21 protein-coding genes are annotated in these 22,481 nt (G+C 72.0%); 14 read left to right on the top strand and 7 right to left on the bottom strand.

The window, feature by feature from the left end; genetic code table 11:
- The first annotated feature begins 15 nt into the window (after positions 1-15).
- A complete protein-coding gene (rpsI, locus tag EV279_RS00105) occupies positions 16-498 on the top strand; it encodes a 30S ribosomal protein S9 (RefSeq protein ID WP_133540841.1) in 483 nt (160 codons plus the stop codon).
- A 15-nt stretch (positions 499-513) separates the two neighbouring features.
- Positions 514-1,884 carry a phosphoglucosamine mutase gene (glmM, locus tag EV279_RS00100; RefSeq protein ID WP_133540839.1) on the top strand — a complete coding sequence of 457 codons (1,371 nt, stop codon included), beginning with the start codon at positions 514-516 and terminating at the stop codon, positions 1,882-1,884.
- Positions 1,885-1,940: 56 nt separating this feature from the next.
- Here glmM and EV279_RS00095 read toward each other — a convergent pair whose 3' ends face one another.
- The 3 genes from EV279_RS00095 to EV279_RS00085 are packed head-to-tail and all read right to left on the bottom strand — an operon-like array spanning position 1,941 to position 6,345.
- Positions 1,941-2,783 carry a hypothetical protein gene (locus EV279_RS00095; RefSeq protein WP_133540837.1) on the bottom strand — a complete coding sequence of 281 codons (843 nt, stop codon included), beginning with the start codon at positions 2,781-2,783 and terminating at the stop codon, positions 1,941-1,943.
- Positions 2,776-5,352 carry a DUF4062 domain-containing protein gene (locus EV279_RS00090; protein WP_133540835.1) on the bottom strand — a complete coding sequence of 859 codons (2,577 nt, stop codon included), beginning with the start codon at positions 5,350-5,352 and terminating at the stop codon, positions 2,776-2,778. The genes EV279_RS00095 and EV279_RS00090 overlap by 8 nt, the downstream gene beginning before the upstream one ends.
- A 60-nt stretch (positions 5,353-5,412) precedes the next feature.
- Complete coding sequence (locus EV279_RS00085) at positions 5,413-6,345, bottom strand: Ppx/GppA phosphatase family protein (RefSeq protein WP_133540834.1); 933 nt, start codon at positions 6,343-6,345, stop codon at positions 5,413-5,415.
- Positions 6,346-6,424: 79 nt separating this feature from the next.
- Between EV279_RS00085 and coaA the strand changes: the two genes are divergently transcribed.
- The 9 genes from coaA to EV279_RS00040 all read left to right on the top strand — a co-directional run bounded on the left by coaA (position 6,425) and on the right by EV279_RS00040 (position 14,600).
- Positions 6,425-7,423: a type I pantothenate kinase gene (gene coaA, locus EV279_RS00080; RefSeq protein WP_166644397.1), complete on the top strand. Its 999-nt coding sequence runs from the start codon at positions 6,425-6,427 to the stop codon at positions 7,421-7,423.
- 65 nt (positions 7,424-7,488) lie between these two features.
- Positions 7,489-9,342 carry a glutamine--fructose-6-phosphate transaminase (isomerizing) gene (gene glmS / locus EV279_RS00075; protein ID WP_133540830.1) on the top strand — a complete coding sequence of 618 codons (1,854 nt, stop codon included), beginning with the start codon at positions 7,489-7,491 and terminating at the stop codon, positions 9,340-9,342.
- Between the two features lie 181 nt (positions 9,343-9,523).
- Positions 9,524-9,901, top strand: coding sequence for a holo-ACP synthase (locus EV279_RS00070; protein ID WP_133540828.1), 378 nt, complete (start codon positions 9,524-9,526; stop codon positions 9,899-9,901).
- Between the two features lie 5 nt (positions 9,902-9,906).
- Positions 9,907-11,022 (top strand): alanine racemase, encoded by a 1,116-nt coding sequence (gene alr / locus EV279_RS00065; protein ID WP_133544441.1) that lies wholly within the window; start codon positions 9,907-9,909, stop codon positions 11,020-11,022.
- A gap of 38 nt (positions 11,023-11,060) precedes the next feature.
- Entirely contained in the window at positions 11,061-11,579 is a 519-nt protein-coding gene (gene tsaE, locus EV279_RS00060; RefSeq protein WP_133540826.1) for a tRNA (adenosine(37)-N6)-threonylcarbamoyltransferase complex ATPase subunit type 1 TsaE, read from the top strand.
- 153 nt (positions 11,580-11,732) lie between these two features.
- Positions 11,733-12,410 carry a tRNA (adenosine(37)-N6)-threonylcarbamoyltransferase complex dimerization subunit type 1 TsaB gene (gene tsaB / locus EV279_RS00055; RefSeq protein WP_133540824.1) on the top strand — a complete coding sequence of 226 codons (678 nt, stop codon included), beginning with the start codon at positions 11,733-11,735 and terminating at the stop codon, positions 12,408-12,410.
- Positions 12,407-12,979, top strand: a complete 573-nt coding sequence (gene rimI / locus EV279_RS00050; protein ID WP_133540822.1) for a ribosomal protein S18-alanine N-acetyltransferase — start codon at positions 12,407-12,409, stop codon at positions 12,977-12,979. The genes tsaB and rimI overlap by 4 nt, the downstream gene beginning before the upstream one ends.
- Complete coding sequence (tsaD, locus tag EV279_RS00045) at positions 12,976-14,070, top strand: tRNA (adenosine(37)-N6)-threonylcarbamoyltransferase complex transferase subunit TsaD (RefSeq protein WP_133540820.1); 1,095 nt, start codon at positions 12,976-12,978, stop codon at positions 14,068-14,070. Before rimI ends, tsaD begins: the two co-directional genes overlap by 4 nt.
- Positions 14,067-14,600 carry a hypothetical protein gene (locus tag EV279_RS00040; RefSeq protein WP_133540818.1) on the top strand — a complete coding sequence of 178 codons (534 nt, stop codon included), beginning with the start codon at positions 14,067-14,069 and terminating at the stop codon, positions 14,598-14,600. The genes tsaD and EV279_RS00040 overlap by 4 nt, the downstream gene beginning before the upstream one ends.
- A 388-nt stretch (positions 14,601-14,988) precedes the next feature.
- Here the strand turns inward: EV279_RS00040 and EV279_RS00035 are convergent, their stop codons facing one another.
- Positions 14,989-16,188: an SAM-dependent methyltransferase gene (locus tag EV279_RS00035; RefSeq protein WP_133540817.1), complete on the bottom strand. Its 1,200-nt coding sequence runs from the start codon at positions 16,186-16,188 to the stop codon at positions 14,989-14,991.
- 188 nt (positions 16,189-16,376) lie between these two features.
- Between EV279_RS00035 and groES the strand changes: the two genes are divergently transcribed.
- Both groES and rarD read left to right on the top strand, forming a co-directional pair.
- Complete coding sequence (gene groES, locus EV279_RS00030; RefSeq protein WP_133544439.1) at positions 16,377-16,667, top strand: co-chaperone GroES; 291 nt, start codon at positions 16,377-16,379, stop codon at positions 16,665-16,667.
- A gap of 172 nt (positions 16,668-16,839) precedes the next feature.
- Positions 16,840-17,814: an EamA family transporter RarD gene (rarD, locus tag EV279_RS00025; RefSeq protein WP_133544437.1), complete on the top strand. Its 975-nt coding sequence runs from the start codon at positions 16,840-16,842 to the stop codon at positions 17,812-17,814.
- A gap of 127 nt (positions 17,815-17,941) precedes the next feature.
- Here rarD and EV279_RS00020 read toward each other — a convergent pair whose 3' ends face one another.
- From EV279_RS00020 to EV279_RS00010, 3 genes are read right to left on the bottom strand one after another with little or no spacing between them, the layout of a single operon-like run.
- The gene (locus tag EV279_RS00020) at positions 17,942-18,277 is read right to left on the bottom strand and encodes a metal-sensitive transcriptional regulator (RefSeq protein WP_133540815.1); all 336 of its coding nucleotides are present in this window, start codon (positions 18,275-18,277) and stop codon (positions 17,942-17,944) included.
- Positions 18,274-20,622 carry a heavy metal translocating P-type ATPase gene (locus EV279_RS00015; protein ID WP_133540813.1) on the bottom strand — a complete coding sequence of 783 codons (2,349 nt, stop codon included), beginning with the start codon at positions 20,620-20,622 and terminating at the stop codon, positions 18,274-18,276. Before EV279_RS00015 ends, EV279_RS00020 begins: the two co-directional genes overlap by 4 nt.
- A complete protein-coding gene (locus tag EV279_RS00010; protein ID WP_133540811.1) occupies positions 20,622-20,828 on the bottom strand; it encodes a heavy-metal-associated domain-containing protein in 207 nt (68 codons plus the stop codon). Before EV279_RS00010 ends, EV279_RS00015 begins: the two co-directional genes overlap by 1 nt.
- 211 nt (positions 20,829-21,039) lie before the next feature.
- Between EV279_RS00010 and EV279_RS00005 the strand changes: the two genes are divergently transcribed.
- Complete coding sequence (locus EV279_RS00005; protein WP_133540809.1) at positions 21,040-22,302, top strand: ABC transporter substrate-binding protein; 1,263 nt, start codon at positions 21,040-21,042, stop codon at positions 22,300-22,302.
- Positions 22,303-22,481: the final 179 nt, after the last annotated feature.

Raw genomic sequence — 22,481 nt, 5'->3', positions numbered from 1 at the left:
AATAAGGACACACTCGTGGCGAAGATCCAGGATTCCGCAGACCTCAGCAACTACTCGACCGAGACCCCGGTCGACCAGGAGGCCGTCGCCGCCGAGCGCCCCGTGCTCTCGGTCCCCGGCGCCGCTGTCGGCCGTCGCAAGGAGGCGATCGCGCGCGTGCGCCTCGTCCCCGGCACCGGCACCATCACGGTCAACGGCCGTACGTTCGAGGACTACTTCCCGAACAAGCTCCACCAGCAGCTCATCACCGACCCCTTCACGGTGCTGAACCTCACCGGCGCGTACGACGTCATCGCACGCATCTCGGGCGGCGGCCCCTCGGGCCAGGCCGGCGCGCTGCGCCTCGGCATCGCCCGTGCGCTGAACGAGATCGACGTCGAGAACAACCGCCCGACGCTCAAGAAGGCCGGCTTCCTCTCGCGCGACGCCCGCGTGAAGGAGCGCAAGAAGGCCGGTCTCAAGAAGGCCCGCAAGGCGCCTCAGTACTCGAAGCGCTAAAGCGAGTCGCATCCGATGCCGCTTTTCGGCACGGACGGGGTGCGGGGGCTGGCCAACGGCCCCCTCACCGCCGACCTCGCTCTCACCCTGGCCCAGGCGACCGCTGTCGTCCTGGGCCAGGGCCGTACTGCCGACGCCCGCCGCGCCGCCGGTAAGCGCCTCACGGCGGTCGTCGCCCGCGATCCCCGCATCTCCGGTGAGTTCCTCGCCGCGGCGGTCGCCGCGGGCCTGGCGTCGTCGGGCGTCGACGTCCTCGAAGCCGGCGTCCTGCCGACCCCGGCGACGGCGTTCCTCATCGCCGACACCGACGCCGACTTCGGCGTCATGGTCTCGGCGTCGCACAACCCCGCGCCCGACAACGGCATTAAGATCTTCGCCCGCGGCGGCGTCAAGCTCCCCGACATCGTGGAGCAGCGCATCGAGACGGCGATGGCCGGGCCCAAGCTCCAGCCCACCGGCGCGGAGGTCGGTCGCATCCGCCGCTTCGCCGACGCCGAGGACCGCTACGTCGTGCACCTCCTCGCGTCGCTCACGCACCGCCTCGACGGCATCCACGTCGTCCTCGACTGTGCGCACGGCGCCGCCGCCGGCGTGTCCCCCGAGACGTTCCGCGATGCCGGCGCGACGGTGACCGTGATCGGCGCCGACCCCGACGGGCTGAACATCAACGAAGGCGTCGGCTCGACGCACCTCGACCAGCTAGCGCGCGCAGTGGTGGAGGCGGGCGCCGACCTCGGCATCGCCCACGACGGCGACGCCGATCGCTGCCTTGCGGTCGACGCGAACGGGCGCATCGTCGACGGCGATCAGATCATGGCGATCCTCGCGGTCTCGATGAAGGAGCGCGGCCGTCTCGCGCACGACACGCTCGTCGCGACCGTCATGAGCAATCTCGGCCTCCACCGCGCCATGGCCGAGCACGGGATCCGCGTCGAACAGACCGCTGTCGGCGACCGTTACGTCCTCGAGCGCATGGACGAGGGCGGCTTCGCCCTCGGCGGCGAGCAGTCGGGCCACGTCATCATGAGCGAGTACGCCACCACGGGCGACGGCCTGCTCACCGGCTTGCACCTGGTCGGCGAGATGGCGCGTCAGGGCAAGACGCTGGCGGAGCTGGCGTCGATCATGACGGTCTATCCGCAGGTGCTCGTCAACGTCCGCGGCGTCGACCGCTCGCGCGCCAAGAGCGACGAGGTCGTCCTCGCAGCCGTCGCCGAGGTCGAGGCGGAGCTGGCCGACACCGGACGCGTGCTGCTGCGGGCGAGCGGCACCGAGCCCCTCGTCCGCGTCATGGTCGAGGCCGCGGACGAGGCGGCCGCGCGGGGCGCCGCCGAGAGGCTGGCCGACGTCGTCCGCGACCGTCTCGCGCTCGAGCCCGCGAGCTGAACCCGCCTGCGCCTTCGGCTCCCACCGGATGCCCGCGACTGCGCGCGAGCACGTCATCACGCGCGGAGGGATGCCGTGGCGCGGCGTGAGAGCGCCTCGCAGCGCAGCGTGAAGACGGCGTAGAGGACGAGCGCCCCGCCGACGAGCACCAGGAGCCCGAACGTCATCGGACGCTCCCACAGCAGATCGTCCCGGCGCGCCACGAGCGAGACGGAGATCGCGACGAGGCTGAGCAGCTGCGCCTGGAAGAGCGTCCGGAACGCGCTCCACCGGTCGTCCCACAGAAGCCCGGCGTTGACGACTCCGGTGAGGGTCAGCACGGCACCGGTGACCTGCGCCGTCAGCGGCGTGAGCGGCCACGCCCAGAAGCCCATCGCGAACTGGGGTGCGACGAACACCACCGCGCCGAACGCCAAGGCCGCCGCGCCGATCCCGGCGAGGACGTACCGCCAGCGCCGGGGGATCGCGGCATCCACGGAATCAGGCGTACGCGGATCACGGGGGCTCTGCACGACGGCCAGCGCGGCGACGACGAACGGCGTCGTGGCGTACAGGGCCATCCACACGGCGAACGAGAGATTCTGCGAGAACCGGTCGAGGTGCAGCAGAGTCGCCAGAAGGAGGGCGCCGGCGAACACGACGACGGCGGGGAATCCGTGCTTCACGGAATGCCAGCGCCGGGCGCGCACGACGCCGACGAAGAACCAGATCCCCCCGACGTACGCGGAGGCGAGGAAGAACGCCGACAGGGGGACGGCGATCGCCCACGCGAAGAGCTCGCCGGTGCGCTGGGGGAAGGCGAAGAGCAGGAAGGCCGCCACCACCAGGAAGGGCACGATCGCGAGCGCGACCCAGCGGGTGATCGGCAGGACCCGGTCGTCGGCCCGGCGATCACCCACGGATCCACTCCAGCGCCTCCGCGACGCTGAGCGTCAGGCCCTCCGTCACCGCCCGATCGAGGTCGTCGCCGAGGCCCGCTTCGCGCAGGGCCGCGAGCGGCACCATGTAGAACTCGAAGGCGCCGGGGTTGAGGAAGCCCTTCCGCCGCCTGACGGTCTGCGCTGCGCCCAGCAGGAGCCCCGCGCGGCGTGCATCGCCGGCCGCGGCGGCGAGCGCCACGAACGACTCAAGCCCGTAGGCCAGGCTCTCGTCGTGCCCCAGCGCGAGGGAGATGTCCATGCCGTCCGTGAAATCCCGGCGGGCGCCGTCGAGGTCTCCCGCGAGGAACCTCGACCATCCTCGGTGGTTCATCGCGATGACGATCCCGAGACGCTCCCCCTGCTCGGAGGCGAGGCGGAGGCTCCCGTCGAACCGCTCCCGCGCGCTCACGAGGTCGCCCTGCAGCATGTCGATGCGGCCGATCATGACGAGGGCCATGGCCTGGCCCCATGCGTCCGAGGCGGACCGGAACTCGGCGAGGCTCTGCTCCAGCTCGGCCCGGGCGCGGGCGAAGTCGGCGCCGCCGGTCGCCGTGAGGAGCGCAAGTCCCAGCGACACGCGCGCCAGTGCGCCCCCGAAGACATCGCCGGCTTCCAGGAAGAGGTCGCGGCTGCGGGCCATGCCCGGTGCGGTGTCGAAGCCGGGGTCGCGCCAATAGCGGATCGCGTTGGTGTAGTACTCGGCGACGGCGCGCGCCTGCGTGCTGAGCGGGCGCTGCTCGCGCTCGGCGACGTCGAGCAGCTCGGACGCCCACGCCTGGACGACGCCGAGATAGCCGCCGATCCACAGATACAGGTAGAGAACCCAGAGGTAGCCGGCGGCCTCGTCGAGCTCTCGGCGATCCAGCATGGCGCGCACGACCCCCGCGAGGTTCTCGGTCTCGAGGTCGAGCCGCTCGAGCCAGCGGGCCTGGTCCCGCCCGCGGACGCCGGCCTCGGCATCCGTCGCCACCGCCCGGTAGTGATCGATCCACGTCCGCGTGGCGCTGTCGGCCTGCTCCGGCGTCATCGTCTGCCGGGCGTAGGCCCGCACGAGCGAGAGCAGCCGGAACACCGTCGTTCCGCGCTGCTCGGAGGACCCGAGGAGGCTCGCGTCGACGAGTGCCTCGAGCGCTGCGAGGGGATCCGGTGTGCCGCCCGTCAGCAGCACGGCTTCGGCCGACTCCAGGGTGAAACCGCCCGAGAACACCGACAGCGCCTGGAGGGCCGCGCGCGAGTCCTCGTCGAGCAGCTGGAAGCTCCACTCCATCGTGCTGCGCAGGGCGCGCTGCCGCTCCGGCAGATCCCGCGCTCCGCCGACGAGCAGCGTCAGCGCCGAGTCCAGGCGCTGGAGGATCTGCTCGACGGACAGCGAGCGCACGCGGGCGGCGGCGAGCTCGATCGCCAGCGGGACGCCGTCGACCGCCCGGCAGATGCCGACGACGGCTGCGGCGTTCGCGGGAGTCACCCGGAAGCCGGGCCGCACCGCCGCCGCGCGCTGCTCGAAGAGGGTCACGGCCGATCCGGCGGGACCCGCTCCGTCCTCGTCCTGCGACGGCACGCCGAGCGGCCCGACCTCGTACACGTGCTCCGCCCGCAGCCGCAGCGGCGAGCGGCTGGTCACGAGCAGCTGCAGCCGGGGCGCCTCGGTGATCAGGCGAGCGAGCAGCTCAGCCGCCGGCAGGACGTGCTCCATGTTGTCGACGACGAGCAGCAGGTCGCGGTCGGCGAGCGCGATTCCGACGCGGTCCTCGAGCGAGCCCTCACCTCCGGCATCACGGACTCCGAGCGCCCGGGCGATGGCGACGATGACGCGCTCGGGAGCGGTGACCGCCTCCAGGAGCGCGAACGCCACGTCGCGCCCCGTGTCGGCGACGGCGTCGGCGATCTCGATCGCGAGCCGGGACTTGCCGATCCCGCCCGGTCCGACGAGGGTGACGAGTCGGATGTCCGGCCTCGCCAAGAGGGCGAGCACGTCGCGCTGCTCCGCCTCGCGTCCCACGATGGCCGAGTACGGCGCCGGGATGTCGGGCACGTCGAGGGCGTCGGCGACGACGGATGCCGCGGCCCGCGTCGCGTCGAAGCGCTCGGCGAGGAGCGTCGCGAGGTCGCCGCGAACGAGGTCCGCCAGCTCCTCGGGCGTCGAGAACGACTTGTAGGAGCTCAGGTCGTCGTTGCGGATGCGATCCAGGAGCCCGTCGAGCCGGTCCTCGCGCTGCGGGGCGGGCTGCTTGACGTACATCAGGTGGGGGAGGGAGCCCGAAAGCGCGTACTCGTCCTCCAGGCCCGAGACGGTCTCACCGGGCGCGACCCAGCCGTAGCGCTCGCCGTAGATCCCCACGAAGACGTCGCTCTGCGCGAGGTACGAGCGGTAGAGGTCGCGGGGAGGGTGCGGCCGCGCGCCGAGCTCGAACATGACGGGCGCCAGCTGCAGGGACTCGACCGCCGAGCGCACGGCACGCCGCTCCGGCTCGAGCTCCTTCAGAGTGGAGCTGACGAAGACGCGGAGTCGCTGGTCGGGCGTTCGAATCGCCGCGGATCGTGCGGCCATGAGGGAATCATGGAGCACGGCCCCCGCCCGCGTCCACCGCCCACGCGGCCGGTCACCCGCTCAGCCCCACGACATCGCCTCGATGTACCGCAGCAGGACGCCCTCGCGGAGGGCCCACGGACTCACCTCGAGCTCGTCCACCTTCAGCATCGTCATGGCGGTGTGCAGGACGACGGCTCCCGCGACGATCTGGAACGCGCGGTCGGGAGTGATTCCGGGCAGCTCCTGTCGCGCCGAGGCGGGGATGCGCGAGAGCCGAGGAATCCACGAGCCGAGGGCGGCGCGGGGGAGCAGCATCCCCTCGAGTCCGCTCGATCCGGGCACGGGGTAGCCGGCGAGCTTCGCGAGCGAGCGGATCGCCTTCGACGATCCCACGACGTGGTCGGGTCGCGGCTCGGCGAGGAGCCGCTCGGCGACCGGGGCGAGCGTGCGGCGCGCGTGGGCGCGAAGCGCCTCGACGGCGTCTTCGCCGGGCGGGTCTTCGGGGAGGAACTGCACCGTCATGCGGCCGGCGCCGAGAGGGACGGATGCCGCGACATCCGGCAGCTCGTCGGCACCGGAGGCGAGCTCGAGCGAACCGCCGCCGATGTCGAAGAGCAGGATCTGGCCGGCGGCCCAGCCGAACCACCGCCTCACGGCGAGGAAGGTGAAGCGCGCCTCGGACTCGCCGCCGAGCACCTGCAGCTCCTGGCCGAGTGCCTGCTCGAGGAGCGCGATCACCGCCGGGCCGTTGGTCGCCTCGCGGACGGCCGAGGTGGCCGTGGCGAGCAGCTCGTCGACGTTCTCGGCGAGCGCCACCGCCCGCGCCTCGGTGACCGCCGCGACGAGTGCCGCGACCCCTTCGTCGGTGATCGATCCGTCCGGCGCGAGATAGCGCATGAGTCGCAGCACGGTCCGCTGACTCGTGGTGGCCAGTGGCCGGCCGCCCGGGCGGGCGTCGGCGACGAGAAGGTGGACGGTGTTCGAGCCGATGTCGAGGACTCCCAGGCGCACGGGTCGAGGCTACAGGGACGACGCGACCCGCAACGGGCGAGTGGCCGCCGCCCCGAGGGGGGCGGATACGATGGGCCCGATGTCCGCCGCAGCAGCGATTCCCGGAGACGACTCCGCCGCCACCGTCGCCGAGATCGACGACGGTGACTCGGATCTGAGCCCCGCGCTCTACCGCGAGATCGGCCGCGCGGAGTGGTCGCGGCTCTCGGGAGGGCTCACGCAGCCCCTGTCCGAGACGGAGGTCGTGCAGCTGCGAGGGCTCGGCGACCGGCTCGACCTCGCCGAGGTGCGGGAGGTCTACCTTCCCCTCAGCCGCCTCCTCAGCCTCTACGCGACGGCGACGAAGCGCCTCGGCGCCGACACGGCCGGGTTCCTGCAGGAGCCCGACACCACGACGCCCTTCGTCATCGGCGTCGCGGGCTCGGTGGCTGTCGGCAAGTCGACGATCGCGCGCCTGCTGCGCGAGCTCGTGAGTCGCTGGCCCGGCACCCCGCGGGTCGAGCTCGTGACGACCGACGGCTTCCTCTACCCCAACGCCGAGCTGGAGCGCCGGGGGCTCATGGGCCGCAAGGGCTTCCCCGAGTCGTACGACCGCCGTGCGCTGGTGCAGTTCCTCACCGACGTCAAGAGCGGCGCCGCCGAGGCGCATGCGCCGTTCTACTCGCACCTGCGCTACGACATCGTCCCCGACGCCCACGTCACCGTGCGCCGGCCCGACGTCGTCATCGTCGAGGGGCTCAACGTGCTGCAGCCCCCGCCGCAGCCCAACGACGTGGCCGTGAGCGACCTGTTCGACTTCTCGATCTACGTGGATGCCGCGACCGAGCACATCACGCAGTGGTACGTCGAGCGGTTCCTGGCCCTCCGCCGCGCGGCCTTCGCCAACCCCACCTCCTACTTCAAGGTGTTCGCGGAGCTGACGGACGAGGAGGCCGTCTCCATGGCCCTCGGCTTCTGGAACGACATCAACCTTCCCAACCTCGAGGAGAACGTCAAGCCGACGCGGCACCGCGCGACGCTCGTGCTGCACAAGGCGGCGGACCACGCGGTGGAGCGGGTGCTCCTGCGCAAGCTCTGACGCGGGCGGCGGCATCCGCCCTTTGTACAGGCATCTCACGAAACCCCCCGCCTACCATGGGGGGCATGTGTGGAATCGTCGGATACGTCGGCCCGAGGGACAGCCAGGCCATCCTCCTCTCCGGGCTCGCGCGCCTCGAATACCGGGGCTACGACTCCGCCGGCATCGCCGTGATCGACGGCGACGGGGGCCTCGGCGTACGCAAGAAGGCGGGCAAGCTCAGCGTCCTGCGCGACGACCTGGCCGCCCACCCGCTCGCCGACGGCACGACCGGCATCGGCCACACGCGCTGGGCGACACACGGCGGCCCCACGGACGCGAACGCCCACCCGCATCTCGCCGACCACGATGACCTCGCCGTCATCCACAACGGCATCATCGAGAACTTCTCCGACCTGAAGGCCGATCTCCTCGCCGAGGGCTACACGTTCCGCAGCGAGACCGACACCGAGGTCGCCGCGGTACTTCTCGGCCGCGAGTACCGCCGGAACGGCGGCGACCTCGTCGAGGCCTTCCGCACGACCGTCTCGCAGCTGGAGGGCGCCTTCACCCTCCTCGCGATGCATGAGGAGCAGCCCGGCCTCGTCGTCGGCGCACGGCGCAACTCCCCACTCGTCATCGGTCTCGGCGACGGCGAGAACTTCCTCGCCTCCGACGTCGCGGCCTTCGTCGAGCACACCCGCCACGCCCTCGCGATCGGTCAGGACGAGATCGTCGCCATCACGCCCTCCGGCGTCGAGGTCACCGACTTCACGGGAGACATCGTCGAGGTCGAGCCCTTCGAGGTGCTGTGGGATGCCGCCGCCGCCGACAAGGGCGGGTGGTCGTCGTTCATGGCGAAGGAGGTGTCGGAAGAGCCCGAGGCCGTCGCGAACACGCTGCGCGGCCGCATCCGTGACGGGGTCGTCTCGATCCCGGAGCTGGACGGTCTCGACGACCTCTTCGCGGGCATCGACCGCATCATCGTCATCGCCTGCGGCACGGCCGCCTACGCGGGCATGGTCGGGAAGTACGCGCTCGAGCAGTGGGCACGGGTGCCGGTCGACGTCGAGCTCGCGCACGAGTTCCGCTACCGCGACCCCGTCATCGGCCCGCGAACGCTCGTCGTGTCGATCAGCCAGTCCGGCGAGACGATGGACACCCTCATGGCCGTGAAGTACGCCCGGGAAGCCGGGGCCAAGACCGTCTCGATCTGCAACACGCAGGGTGCGACGATCCCCCGCGAGTCGGACGCGATCGTCTACACGCACGCCGGCCCGGAGGTGGCCGTCGCCTCGACGAAGGCCTTCGTCGCACAGATCACGGCGCTGTACCTCCTGGCTCTCCACCTCGGCGGCGTGCGCGGAGCGCTGAGCCCCACCGAGATCGCGCAGCACGTGCTCGAGCTCGAGGCCGTGCCCGAGAAGATCCAGCGCATCCTCGACCGCTCGCAGAAGCACATCGAGCAGTTCGCCGGCTGGATGGCCGACACCCGCTCGGTGCTCTTCCTCGGCCGTCACGTGGGCTATCCCATCGCGCTCGAGGGCGCGCTCAAGCTCAAGGAGATCTCCTACATCCACGCGGAGGGCTTCGCCGCGGGCGAGCTCAAGCACGGGCCCATCGCACTCATCGAGCCGGGGCAGCCGGTCTTCGTGATCGTGCCGTCGCCGCGCGAGTCGCCCGTGCTGCACTCCAAAGTCGTCTCGAACATCCAGGAGATCCGCGCTCGCGGTGCCCGCGTCATCGCCGTGGCCGAAGAGGGCGACGCGGCGGTGCTGCCGTTCGCGGACGAGGTGCTGCACATCCCGCTCGCCGACCCGCTCATGGAGCCGCTCCTGGCCGTCGTGCCGCTGCACATCTTCGCGATGGGCCTCGCGACGGCGAAGGGCCTCGACGTCGACCAGCCGCGCAACCTGGCGAAGTCGGTCACCGTCGAGTAGGGGCGAGAGGGCCGAGGTCCTCGAGCGAGCACGGCGGGACGGACGGCGCCGAGCTCCCTCGCTCGACGACCGATCGGTGAACCCGGTCGTCGAGCGAGCGCAGCGGGACGGAAGGCGCCGAGCCTTCGAGCAGCGCCGCGATAGGGTGACGGATGCCGCGCCGCGGCGCAGGGGAGGTCTCATGATCGTCGGAATCGGCGTCGATCTCGTCGACATCCCGCGGTTCGAGCGCACACTCGAGCGCACGCCGCGGCTCGTCGAGCGGCTCTTCTCGCCGTCGGAGCGGGTGCGGCACCCCCGCTCGCTCGCGGCGCGGTATGCCGCCAAGGAGGCGCTGATCAAGGCGCTCGGCGGATCGGACGGCGTGCACTGGACCGAGATCGAGGTGGCCGCCGAGGCATCCGGTCGCCCGGTCTTCGTGCTGACCGGATCGACGGCGGCGGCCGTGGCCGAACGCGGGATCACGATGATGCATCTGTCGATGTCGCACGACGCGAATCTCGCGACCGCGTACGTGATCGCCGAGTCCGCGCCGAGCGCGGCGGGGGCGTCGTCGTGAGCCGCATGCCTGCCGGCGTGCTCCGGGAGGCGACCATCGACGTCGGGGCGATCGCGGCGAACGTCCGTCACCTGCGGCGGCTCACGGAGTCCGAGGTCATCGCCGTCGTCAAGGCGGACGGCTACGGTCACGGCGCGGCCCGCAGCGCCGTCGCCGCCCTCGACGGGGGCGCGAGCCGGCTCGGCGTCGCCGACGTCGGCGAGGCGCTGGCCCTCCGCCGCGCCGGCGTCGACGCCCCGATCCTCGCGTGGCTGCATGCGCCGGGAGCGAGCTTCCGCGAGGCGGCGGCCGCGAGCATCGAGCTCGGCATCTCGAGCTTCGAGCAGCTGCTGCAGGCGTCGGCCGCGGCATCCGTCGACCGTCCTGTCGCCGTTCACCTCAAGCTCGAGACGGGACTCGGCCGCAACGGCATCGCGCCGGAGGACTACCCCGTCGTCTTCTCGGAGGCGGCGCGGCTCGAGCGGATCGGGAAGCTCCGGGTGATCGGGATCTTCAGCCACCTCTCCAACGCCTCCGCGGACGACGACCGGGCCGCGACGCGCGTCTTCCACGACGCGCTGGGCCTCGCCGCGTCCGCCGGTCTCGCGCCCGCTCTCCGTCACATCGCGGCGAGCCATGCCGCCATCGCGCTCCCCGAGACGCGCCTCGGGTGCGTGCGCCTCGGCGTCGCGATCTACGGGCTCTCGCCCTTCGCCGATCGGGACTCCGGCGATCTCGGGCTGCGGCCGGCCATGACGCTGCGCGCACCCGTCGCGGCCGTGCGCCGCGTGCCCGCGGGCCACGGCGTCTCGTACGGGTACGCCTACCGCACGGAGCGGGAGACCACGCTCGCCCTGATCCCGCTCGGGTACGCCGACGGGGTGCCGCGCACGGCGTCCGGAGCCGGTCCGGTCGCCATCGGCGGCGAGCGCTTCCGCGCAGCGGGACGCATCGCCATGGACCAGTTCGTCGTCGACGTCGGCGATCACCCCGTCCGGGTCGGCGACGAGGCGGTGCTGTTCGGCGACGCCACCCTCGGGGTCCCCTCCGCCGATGAGTGGGCGGACGCCGCGTCGACGATCAACTACGAGATCGTGACGCGCATCGGACCCCGCGTGCCCCGCCGCCAGGTCTCCTCGTGAGCGGGAACGCGGAGGCTCCCTCGAACGTTGCAGGGGACATGGGAACGACGACGGACGGACTCGAGAGCCTCGCGGGGCGACGTGAGATCGAGAGCCCGGCGAGCATGGAGGAGCTGGGCGAGCGGATCGGGCGGATGCTGCGTCCCGGTGACCTCGTCGTGCTGACCGGGCCCCTCGGCGCGGGCAAGACCACGCTTACGCGCGGCATCGCGGCGGGCCTCGGCGTGCGCGGCCCCGTGCAGAGCCCGACCTTCGTCATCGCCCGCACGCACCCCTCGCTCGTGGGCGGTGCACCCCTCGTGCACGTCGACGCCTACCGCCTCGGCTCGGCCGCCGAGCTCGATGATCTCGACATCGACTTCGACAGCTCGGTCGTGGTGGTCGAGTGGGGTCGCGGGCTGGTCGACGCCGTCTCGGACTCCTGGTGGGACATCGAACTCGAGCGCGAGTGGGGCGGCGCCGGCGTGGACTCGGCGTGCGGTACGAGCGGCCGCGCGGCCGCCGAGATGGACGCCGACGCTCCGCGCATCGTCACCATCACCCGCCACCGGGCGTAGGCGCCGCTCGCGGCCGACGAGATCCCCGGTCGTCGCGCGAGCGTGACGACACGCCCGCGCCCGGCGTGATGGCCCTGTCTGCGCGTCTCGCCTCCGTCGCTGCGCCCCCGTCGTGCCACGACCCAGGGCGCGGGTCGGACTAGCCTGGAGGGCGTGATCCTCGGCATCGACACGTCCCTCGGCACCGCCGTCGCGGTCGTCGAGCCCGACGGCGTCGTCCGATCCCAGGCGGAGAGCGTCGATCCCCGCGGCCACGCCGAGGTCATCGGATCGCTCGTCGAGCGCGCGCTCGCCGAGGCATCCGCTCACCCGTCCGACATCACGTATGTCGCTGCCGGCATGGGTCCGGGGCCCTTCACGGGCCTCCGCGTCGGGATCGCCGCCGCGCGCGCCTTCGCGCTCGGGCGAGGGGTCCCCGTCGTCCCCGTGGTGAGCCACGACGCCGCCGCGCTCGAGCTGCTGCTGCACAGCGCGCTCACCGGCGGACGCGATGACAGCGACGACGACGCGTTCGCGATCGTCACCGACGCGCGCCGTCGGGAGTTCGCCTACACCGTCTACCAGGGCCTCGACGACGACGGGCTCCCCGTGCGGATCGGGGGACCGGCGCTCTCGCCGCGAGACGAGATCGACGCGGTCCTGGCGGCAGGGAGCATCCTCCGCCGCGACACCGACCGGATCGGCGCCGCGATGCTCGCCCTTGCCGCCGCTCGCGCCGTCGACGCCGGTCGCACGATCGGCCCTGCCGACGCCCTCTACCTCCGCTCGCCGGACGTGACGCTGTCGGCGGGCCCGAAGCGCGTCACCACCCCGGCGGGAGGCGCCGCATGAGCCTGCGCCCCGCGACCCCCGACGACCTCCGCGCCATCATGGCGCTGGAGCGGGCGTCGTTTCCGACGGACGCGTGGTCGGACGCCATGATGCGCGCCGAGCTCGCCTCGCCGCACTCCTACTACCTGGTGGCCGAAGAGGCGGGCCGTGTGATCGGCTACGCGGGCCTGCGCGCCCCCGAGGGCGGAACGGATGCCGACATCCAGACGATCGCGATCGCCGAGGCGGCCCGAGGCCGTGGGCGCGGCCGAGCGATCCTCGAAGCGCTGCTCGCCGAGGCATCCGCCCGGCGCGTGCAGGAGGTCTTCCTCGAGGTGCGCGCCGACAACCCCGCGGCGCAGGCGCTGTACGCATCCGAGGGCTTCGCGGAGGTCGGCCGTCGCCCGCGGTACTACCAGCCCGACGATGTCGACGCCATCGTGATGCGCCTCGACCTGCGGGGATGGGCGTTTCACCGGGCGCCGGATCCGGAGCACAGCGCCGGATCCGGATCGGATGCCGCGCCCCGCCCGGATCCGGCGGCCCGATCCGAATCCGGTGCCGCGTGGCAGGGAGGCGCGTGCACGTGAACGACCTTGCACACGCTCACGAGCCGCTGGTGCTCGGGATCGAGACGAGCTGCGACGAGACCGGGATCGGCATCGTGCGCGGACGCACGCTCCTCAGCAACACCATCGCGAGCAGCATGGACGAGCACGCACGCTATGGCGGCGTCGTTCCGGAAGTCGCCGCGCGCGCGCACCTCGAGGCGCTGCAGCCCTCGATCGAGGCGGCACTCGGTGAGGCGGGGGTGACGCTCGCCGACATCGACGCCGTGGCCGTGACCTCCGGCCCGGGCCTGGCGGGAGCCCTCATGGTCGGCGTCGGCGCCGCCAAGGCCCTCGCCGTGTCGCTGGACCGGCCGCTCTACGCCGTCAACCACCTCGTCGGTCACATCGCCGCAGACATCCTCGACTCGGACGCGCCGCCGCTGGAGTTCCCCACGGTCGCTCTCCTCGTGAGCGGCGGCCACACGTCGCTCCTCCTCGTCCGCGATCTCACCGCCGACGTCGAGCTGCTCGGGGAGACGATGGACGACGCCGCCGGCGAGGCTTTCGACAAGGTCGCCCGCGTGCTCGGGCTGCCGTATCCGGGCGGTCCCGAGATCGACCGCGCCGCGGCATCCGGGAATCCCGACGCGATCCCGTTCCCCCGCGGTCTCTCCCGTGCGTCCGACATGGCCGCGCACCGCTACGACTTCTCGTTCTCGGGACTCAAGACGGCGGTCGCTCGATGGGTCGAGCAGCGCCAGACGGCAGGCGAGCCGGTGCCCGTCGCCGACGTCGCCGCGAGCTTCCGGGAGGCCGTCGTCGACGTCCTCGTCACGAAGGCGCTCGCCGCGTGCCGAGACCACGGTGTGCCGCGACTGCTCCTCGGCGGGGGCGTCATCGCGAACCGCCGTCTGCGCGACGTCGCGCTGGAGCGGGCGGATGCCGCGGGCGTCGTCGTGCGGATACCGCCGCTCTCGCTCTGCACCGACAACGGCGCCATGATCGCGGCCCTCGCCTCCGAGCTCATCACGGCCGGGCGGCGGCCGTCGACCCTGGAGTTCGGCGCGGACTCGACCCTGCCCGTCACCGAGATCCAGGTCGCCGAGGCGCCCGGAGAGGTGGCCGCGTGACGACGCGGGACGACGGGCCCACCCCGGAGCCGTCGATTCCCCGACCGGAACCGCCGGTAGGCGCGTCCGCAGGCCCCGCGGTCCCCGCCCGGCCCGAGCCGCTCAGCGATCCGGCGCGCGAGCTGGGCGACGCCGGGGCGGAGTCCGTGCTGCCGGGCGGGCACCGCGGCGGCTTCCAGCGGCTCCCGACGGGCCCCACCGCCATCACCACGCAGTCGGCGCCCGCGGATCCCGACGGCGAGCAGTCGGCGCCGCTCGTGCAGTGGGCCATGCCCGAGCCGGCTCGGCCGGCGCGCGGCCTCGCCGCGTGGGCGCTGGGCTTCTCGATCGTCGCGCTCGCCGTGTCGCTCTTCGTCGGCTGGGGGTTCCTCCTCGGCATCGCGGCAATCGTCGCGGCGATCCTCGCGCTGCGCCGGCCGCTGGAGAGCCGGGCGGTGGCCCTGTGGGCGCTCGTGCTGGGCGCGGTCTCGCTCCTCTACAGCGCCGGGTGGCTGCTCTTCGCCGCAGTCGCGGCAGGCTTCGTCGGCTGAGCCTGCTTCCTCGGGTCGGCGGCCGGCCGCTGAGCGAAGGGGATTCGGCCGGGGGAGGGTGGATCGGGCCCTCGGGTCCTCCGCCCGCGCGGAATCCTCCGCTGGGCGGCTCATGGCCGGGTGTCCCGGGTCCGCCGCTGAGCGGAGGGGATTCGGCCGGGGGAGGGTGGATCGGGCCGTCGGGTCCTCCGCCCGCGCGGAATCCTCCCCTGGGCGGCTCATGGCGGGGTATTCCGGGTCCGCCGCGGAGCGGAGGGGATTCGGCCGGGGGAGGGTCGATCGGGCCCTCGGGTCCTCCGCCCGCGCGGATTCCTCCGCTGGGTCGCTCGTGGCCGGGTATCCCACGTGCGCCGCTTCGACGCGCGGCGGGCGCGGGGCGACCTCGGCCTCAGCCGACGCGATCGGCGAGGAGCGCGACGCGCCTCTTGCCGACGCGGGTGACGATGAGCGTCGCCGATCCCTCGCCCTTGAGCGACAGCGCCTTCCGCAGCGCGGCGGGATCGACATCCACTCCCCGCTTCTTGATCTCGAGGCGCCCGATCCGGCGCTCGCGCAGAGCCTTGGCGAGCTTCTTCGTGTCGGCGGGCAGCTCCTCGCGCACGCGGAACGACGAGACGAACGGGCTCGTCAGCCCGGCGTCGGAGGTGAGGTAGGCGATGTGCTCGTCGAGCATCCCGGCTTCGAGCGACCGCGCGACGTCGCCGATGAGCCGGGCCCGGATCACGGCGCCGTCGGGTTCGTGCACGAACTCGCCGAGGGGGCGGGTCGGCTCATCCGGCGCATCCGTCGCGGCGGTGAGCTCCGCCGCCGTGTCGCCGCGCACGACGAGGGCGGCGCGGCGCACGCCCGGGCGGGCAAGCGCGCCCGACCAGATCACGAGCTCGATCGTCGACCCGTCGGCGCTCACCCACTGCGCCTCGACGTCGTCGGGAAGGAGGTCGCGATCGAGACCGGGACCGAGCTTGACGCCGACGGGATGCCGCGCGGCGAGGTCGAGGACCCAGTCGAGCGACGGAGACCAGTCCTCGGGGCGGGTGCGCGACGTCTCGCCGTGGCCGGCCGTGCGGCGCGCCGGGTCCAGCCAGTACGCCTCCGCCGCCACGTCCCCCTCGGCCACGACGTCCTCGGCACGCCCTTGCCGCACGGAGACGTCCTCGCCGAAGGGCGCGAGGTTGTATGCCGCGATCGCCGCGGTCACTGCGTCGGCGTCGACGGCCACGACCTTCAGCCCGAGCGCCGCGAGCCCCAGGGCGTCGCCGCCGATCCCGCAGCCGAGGTCGGCTACAGACGAGAATCCCGCGCTGCGGAACCTCTCGGCGTGCCGGCCGGCGATGGCGAGCCTCGTCGCCTGCTCGAGACCCGCGCGGGTGAACAGCATCCGATCGGCGAACGGGCCGAACTTCCCCCGTGCACGCGTGCGCAGCCGGGCCTGGCCGACGACGGCCGACACGAGGTCGGGGGAGTGTCCGAGGGCGCGCAGTCGCGACACGGCGCGGGCGACGTCGTCGGCCGAGTCGATCGTGCCGAGCTGGTCGAGCAGCCGCAGCCCCTCCGGGGTCAGCAGCGCGGTCAGCTCGGGCAGGTCCATCCGGCCAGCGTACGTCGCCGCGCGACTCCGACGCCGCTTCGAGGCATCCGTCACATGACGTCGTTTTGGCACTCACGTTGCACGAGTGCCAGCCCGTTGCCTACACTGGATTAGCACTCCCAGCGTGTGGGTGCTAACCAGTCTTCGTCTCAAGAAAGAAGAGGTAGACCGTGACGGTTTCCACTCAGGTGTCCATCAAGCCGCTCGAGGACCGCATCGTCATCCGCCAGGTCGAGGCCGAGCAGACCACCTCCAGCGGTCTGGTCATCCCCGACACCGCGAAGGAGAAGCCCCAGGAGGGCGAGGTCGTGGCTGTGGGCCCGGGCCGCATCGACGACAACGGCAACCGCATCCCGCTCGACGTCGCCGTCGGCGACCGCGTGATCTACAGCAAGTACGGCGGCACCGAGGTCAAGTTCGGCGGCGACGAGTTCCTCGTCCTGTCGGCTCGCGACGTGCTCGCGGTCGTCGTCCGCTGACGACGGACCATTCGCGAGGGGCTCGGGTGCTTCGGCATCCGGGCCCCTCCGCCTTTCCCGATGGCAGGATTCGCGGCATGGACGGCAGGGGCGGATGCCTCGTCCCGCGTCGCCCGCGCGGCAGCGGTCCTAGGCTTGGGGGGTGAACCCCGACGCTGTGTCCTCGTCCGCCGTGCCCGCCGGCGCGGCCGGGCAGGCGAAGGGCACGGATGCCGGGCGCGAGCACTTCGTCGGCGGAGTCTACGCGTTCTTCGCCTACCTCCTGTGGGGCTTCCTCCCGCTGTATTTCCTCGCGCTCGCGCCCACCGGACCGTTCGAGATCGTCGCGTGGCGCATCATCCTCTCCCTCGTCTTCTGCGCCTTCCTGCTGACCGTCACACGCACGTGGCCGAAGCTGATCGCGATCCTGCGCAATCGGCGCCTGGTGTGGTGGACGGTCCTCGCCGGCGCCCTCATCTACGTGAACTGGCAGACCTACCTCATCGGGACTCTCACCGGCCACGTCGTCGAGACGAGCCTCGGCTACTTCATCAACCCGATCGTGACGGTGCTGCTGGGCGTCCTCGTGCTGCGCGAGCGACTGCGCATCATGCAGTGGATCGCGATCGGCATCGCCGCCGCCGCCGTGCTCGTCATCGTCATCGGGTACGGCGCCTTCCCGTGGATCGCGCTCACGCTCGCCTTCTCGTTCGGCTTCTACGGCCTCGTGAAGAAGCAGATCGGCCCGTCGGTCGACGCGATCAGCGGCTTGACGCTCGAGTCGCTGTGGCTCACGCCGGTCGCCGTCATCCAGCTCCTCGTCATCGCCGTCACGAGCGGGCTGTCCATGGGGCAGGAGTCCGCGGGGCACACCGTCCTGCTCCTGCTCGCGGGGGTCGTGACGGCCGTACCGCTCCTCCTCTTCGCGGCCGGCGCCCGGCGCGCCCCGCTGACGCTCATGGGCATGCTGCAGTTCATCGCTCCGATCCTGCAGTTCATCATCGGCGTGTGGCTGCTGGGCGAGCCGATGTCGCTGGAGCGCTGGATCGGCTTCGCCCTCGTCTGGCTCGCGCTCATCCTGCTGACGGCGGACTCGGTGATCGCCTCCCGCCGCTCACGCGCGCAGCGCGTGGACGCCGGCGTCTCCGACGTCGCCGAGCTCACCTGACCCCGGCTCATCAGCGTCATCTCGGCTCGATCGGTGAGCGGATGTCGACCGAATGACCCGGTGACGCCCGAGACGCGAAAGCGGCGGCCCCCGCGGGGGAGCCGCCGCGTCGATCGAACGACCGGGGTCAGCGCACCAGCCGGGCGATCGCCTGCGTCGCCTCGGCGATCTTGGCGTCGGCCTCCGCGCCCCCGAGCTTGGCGGCATCCAGCACGCAGTGCTTGAGGTGATCGTCGAGAAGGGCGATCGCGACCGCCTCCAGGGCGCTCGTGAGCGCGCTGATCTGGGTGAGGATGTCGATGCAGTACTTCTCCTCCTCGACCATCTTGTGGATGCCCCGTGCCTGGCCCTCGATCCGCTTCATGCGGTTGAGGTACCTGTCCTTGTCGGTGATGTAGCCGTGGTGGCCGTGCCCGTCAGGGGCGTCGATGGATGCCGCGGCCGGCGTTTCTGCGAGGGTCATCGCTCCTCCTTCACGAGGTGGTCTGCGCGGTGCCGAGGGTAGTCGGAGGGCACGGCCCCGGCGGGAGCACCGTCCGCGGTGCTGCGGAACCGGCGCAGCAGCAGGCTGTTGCCGACGACGAAGGCGCTCGAGAACGCCATCGCCGCTCCGGCGATCATGGGGTTCAGCAGCCCCAGCGCGGCGAGCGGGACCGCCGCGACGTTGTAGGCGAAGGCCCAGAAGAGGTTCACCTTGATCGTGCGCAGAGTCGCGCGCGAGAGCCGGATCGCGTCGGCCGTGCTGCGGAGGTCTCCGCGCACGAGGGTCAGGTCGGAGGCCTCGATCGCGGCATCCGTCCCCGTCCCCATCGCCAGACCCAGATCGGACTGCGCGAGGGCGGCCGCGTCGTTGACGCCGTCGCCGACCATCGCGACGACCTTGCCCTCGGCCTGGAGCGACGCGACGACGGCGACCTTGTCGGCGGGGAGCACCTCGGCCACCACGCGCTCGATGCCGACCTCGGCGGCGATGCGTCGCGCGACGGTCTCGTTGTCGCCCGTCAGGAGCACGGGCGCGAGGCCGAGGTCGCGCAGCTGCCGGATCGCCTCGGCGCTCGTGGGCTTCACGCGATCGGCGACCGCGAGGACGCCGCGCACCTCACCGTCCCACGCCGCGACGACCGTCGTCCTGCCCTCGGATCGGAAGCGGGCGGATGCCTCGGCGAGAGGTCCCTCGAGGGTCAGGGCCCAGTCGGCGAGCAGCGCGGCGCGGCCGACGACCACGGCGTGTCCCTCGACGATTCCCGAGACTCCCGTGCCGGGGAGGTTCTGGAAGGACTCGGCCCGGGGGAGAGCGCCCGTCTCCGCCGCAGCGGCTTTCGCGATCGCCCGGGCCACGGGGTGCTCGGAGGCGTGCTCGAGGGCTCCCGCGAGCCGCAGCACCTCGGCGCGGGCGACGCCCGGCGCGGCGACGACGTCGACGAGCGACATCCGTCCCGTGGTCACGGTGCCGGTCTTGTCGAGCACGACGGTGTCGACGGCGCGGGTCGACTCCAGCACCTCGGGTCCGCGGATCAGGATGCCGAGCTGCGCGCCGCGGCCGGTCCCGACGAGCAGCGCGATGGGCGTGGCGAGGCCGAGCGCGCACGGGCAGGCGATGATGAGAACCGCGACGGCGGCGCCGAAGGCGGCGGCGGCCGGGTAGCCCAGCAGCAGCCACACGACGAGCGTGGCGAGGGCGATGGCGATGACGATCGGCACGAAGACGGCCGAGATGCGATCGGCCAGCCGCTGCGCGGCGGCCTTGCCGGACTGCGCCTGCTCGACCAGCTTGGCCATCTGCGCCAGCTGCGTGTCGGTGCCGACGCGGGTCGCGCGCACGACGAGGACTCCGCCGACGTTGACGGTGGCGCCGATGACGCCGTCGCCCTCCACGACCTCGACGGGGACTGATTCGCCCGTCACGGTCGAGGCGTCCACGGCCGACGTCCCCGACACGACGGTGCCGTCGGTGGCGATCTTCTCGCCCGGCCGCACGACGAACTCGTCGCCGACGCGCAGCTGCTCGACGGGGATCCGCACCTCGGTGCGCGCGCCGGTGAGAAGGTCGTCACGGAGCACCGCGACGTCCTTCGCTCCGAGCTCGAGCAGGGCTCGGAGAGCCGCGCCCGCCTGGCGCTTCGAGCGGACCTCGAAGTAGCGGCCGGCCAGCACGAACATGGTGACCCCCGCGGCGACCTCGAGGTACAGGTTGCCGCCGGCATCCGTCGGCGAGATCGTCCACTCGAACCCGTGCGTCATGCCGATCATCCCCGCGCCGCCGAAGAAGAGCGCGTAGAGCGACCACAGGTAGGCCGCCGTCACCCCGACCGAGATCAGGGTGTCCATCGTGACGGCGCCGTGGCGGAGGTTCGTCCATGCGGCCTGGTGGAACGGCCAGCCCGCCCACGTGACGACCGGGGTCGCGAGCGCGAGCGAGACCCACTGCCACCCCGGGAACTGGAGAGCGGGGATCATCGCGAGGAGGATCACGGGAAGGGCCAGCGCGATCGCCACGAGAAGGCGGCGGCGCAGCGACCCCAGCTCCGGCTCGACGTGGTGCGCGTGCTCGTGGACCGGCTCGGGCACCCGTGCACCGTATCCGGTCTTCTCGACCTCGGCGACGAGGGCCCGCGGGTCGACGCCGCGCGGCGCGACGACGTGCGCCTTCTCGGTGGCGAAGTTGACGGATGCCTCGACCCCGTCGAGGCGATTGAGCTTCTTCTCGACGCGCGCGGCGCAGGACGCGCACGTCATGCCGGTGATCTCGAGATCGATCGCCTGCGTCGCGGCGGCACCGCCCGCGGCTGCGCGGTGGGAAACGCTCATCAGATCCGCACCGCCTCATACCCGGCCTCGTCGACGGCCGCGATCACGGCCTCGTCGCTCAGGGACGACGCGGTCACGACCAGGCGACCCGTGGCGGCGCTCACCTCGATGCCCTCGACGCCGGGGACCTCGGCCACATGCTTGCGCACCGCGGCCTCGCAGTGCCCGCAGCTCATGCCGGTCACCTGGAACTCGTTCGTCGTCATGGAAGTGCCCTTCATTCGTGATGATACCCCCGTGGGGTACCTACCTCCAACCGTATACCCCGGCGCGGTATTCCGACTCTTCGCATAACGATTGGGTCGCGTTACAAACCGTTAACGAAAGGCAATACACAAGAGCGCGACGCCCGGTTAGGTTTGTGGCACTGGGGCGGCGCCCGAGCCGTGCCCGCGTTCATTCACAGCAAGGAGCAACATGAGCGTCTTGACTCGCTCGCGCACCGTGCGAGTCCTCAGCGGACTCGCCATCGCAGGTGCAAGCGCCCTCGTCCTGGCCGGTTGCGCCGGTGGTGGGACGGGTAGCGCATCGTCCGCAGCGCCCGAGGGCCCCGCGGAGGATCTCACCCTGAAGATCGGCACGGTGCTGCCGCAGACCGGCAGCCTGGCCTTCCTCGGCCCGCCCGAGGAGGCCGGCGTCTCGCTCGCCGTCGCCGAGGTCAACGAGGCGGCCAAGGGCGTCACCGTCGACGCCACCTTCGGCGACTCGGGTGACGCCGACAACAAGGCGTTCGAGACCACGGTCCCGAAGCTGCAGAGCGAGGGCGTGTCGGCCATGATCGGCGCCGCGGCGTCGGGTGTGACGAAGCTCTTCCTCGACAGCAACGTCAGCTCCGGCATCATCACGTTCTCGCCGGCCAACACGTCGCCCGACTTCACCACGTGGGACGACAACAACCTCTACTGGCGCACGGCTCCCAGCGACCTGCTCCAGGGCGAGGTCCTGGCCAACACGATCGCGGAAGACGGTCACGAGAACATCGCGATCATCTACCAGAACGACGCGTACGGCACCGGTCTCTACGGCGTCGTCAAGGAGGTCTTCGAGTCGACCGGCGGGTCCGTCGTCGCCGAGGCCTCGTACAACGACGGCGACTCGTCGTTCGACGCGCAGGTGCAGACCGTCCTCGCCTCGAACCCCGACGCCGTCGTGCTGATCACGTTCGACCAGTTCGCGACGATCGCCCCGCTGCTGGCCAACGGCGGCATCGACCCCGCGACGATGTACCTCGTCGACGGCAACCTCAAGAACTGGGGCGACCAGGTTACGGTGCCGCTCGAGGGTGCCAAGGGAACCCTCCCCGGGCCGAAGCTCGACGACGACTTCCAGACGCGTCTCAACGACAACTGGACCGCCGAGGGCAACGCGGATCTCGAGGACTACTCGTACGCGGGCGAGTCGTACGACGCGGTCGTGCTGCTCGCGCTCGCTTCGCTCGCGGCCGGCTCGACCGACGCGGCCGACATCGCCGCGAAGCTGCAGGAGGTCTCCGGCGGCTCGGGCGACGGAGAGAAGTGCACGACGTTCGCCGAGTGCGCCGACATCATCAACGGCGGCGGCACGGCCGACTACGACGGCTACTCGGGCCCGGTCACGTTCGACGAGAACGGCGACCCGACCGAGGCCACCATCGGCATCTACCAGTACGGCGCCGACAACACCTACAGCCGCATCAACTGAGCCCGCTCGGCTGATCAGCGACTCGAGGGCCCCGGAGCGATCCGGGGCCCTCACCTTTGGGCGCAGAGAAGAAGAGCGGATGCCTGAAGTGGCCCCCGGAAGTTGGACTGGCCATTTGAGAGCCTAAGTCGCAAGGGCCTGCGCTCGGTATTGCACCGGGCTCAGGCCCTTGAGCTTTG

Source organism: Microbacterium sp. BK668 (genome assembly GCF_004362195.1).
GTDB lineage: Bacteria > Actinomycetota > Actinomycetes > Actinomycetales > Microbacteriaceae > Microbacterium.
This window is presented reverse-complemented; position numbering and strand designations above follow the sequence as displayed.

Coding starts and splice junctions, on each gene's coding strand:
- EV279_RS00020 (WP_133540815.1), bottom strand. CDS start 18,277: ATGACCCTCGCAGAAACGCCGGCCGCGGCATCCATCGACGCCCCTGAC.
- EV279_RS00070 (WP_133540828.1), top strand. CDS start 9,524: ATGATCGTCGGAATCGGCGTCGATCTCGTCGACATCCCGCGGTTCGAG.
- alr (WP_133544441.1), top strand. CDS start 9,907: ATGCCTGCCGGCGTGCTCCGGGAGGCGACCATCGACGTCGGGGCGATC.
- EV279_RS00005 (WP_133540809.1), top strand. CDS start 21,040: ATGAGCGTCTTGACTCGCTCGCGCACCGTGCGAGTCCTCAGCGGACTC.
- EV279_RS00035 (WP_133540817.1), bottom strand. CDS start 16,188: ATGGACCTGCCCGAGCTGACCGCGCTGCTGACCCCGGAGGGGCTGCGG.
- coaA (WP_166644397.1), top strand. CDS start 6,425: ATGTCCGCCGCAGCAGCGATTCCCGGAGACGACTCCGCCGCCACCGTC.
- EV279_RS00010 (WP_133540811.1), bottom strand. CDS start 20,828: ATGACGACGAACGAGTTCCAGGTGACCGGCATGAGCTGCGGGCACTGC.
- glmM (WP_133540839.1), top strand. CDS start 514: ATGCCGCTTTTCGGCACGGACGGGGTGCGGGGGCTGGCCAACGGCCCC.
- EV279_RS00015 (WP_133540813.1), bottom strand. CDS start 20,622: ATGAGCGTTTCCCACCGCGCAGCCGCGGGCGGTGCCGCCGCGACGCAG.
- glmS (WP_133540830.1), top strand. CDS start 7,489: ATGTGTGGAATCGTCGGATACGTCGGCCCGAGGGACAGCCAGGCCATC.
- EV279_RS00090 (WP_133540835.1), bottom strand. CDS start 5,352: ATGGCCGCACGATCCGCGGCGATTCGAACGCCCGACCAGCGACTCCGC.
- rimI (WP_133540822.1), top strand. CDS start 12,407: ATGAGCCTGCGCCCCGCGACCCCCGACGACCTCCGCGCCATCATGGCG.
- tsaE (WP_133540826.1), top strand. CDS start 11,061: ATGGGAACGACGACGGACGGACTCGAGAGCCTCGCGGGGCGACGTGAG.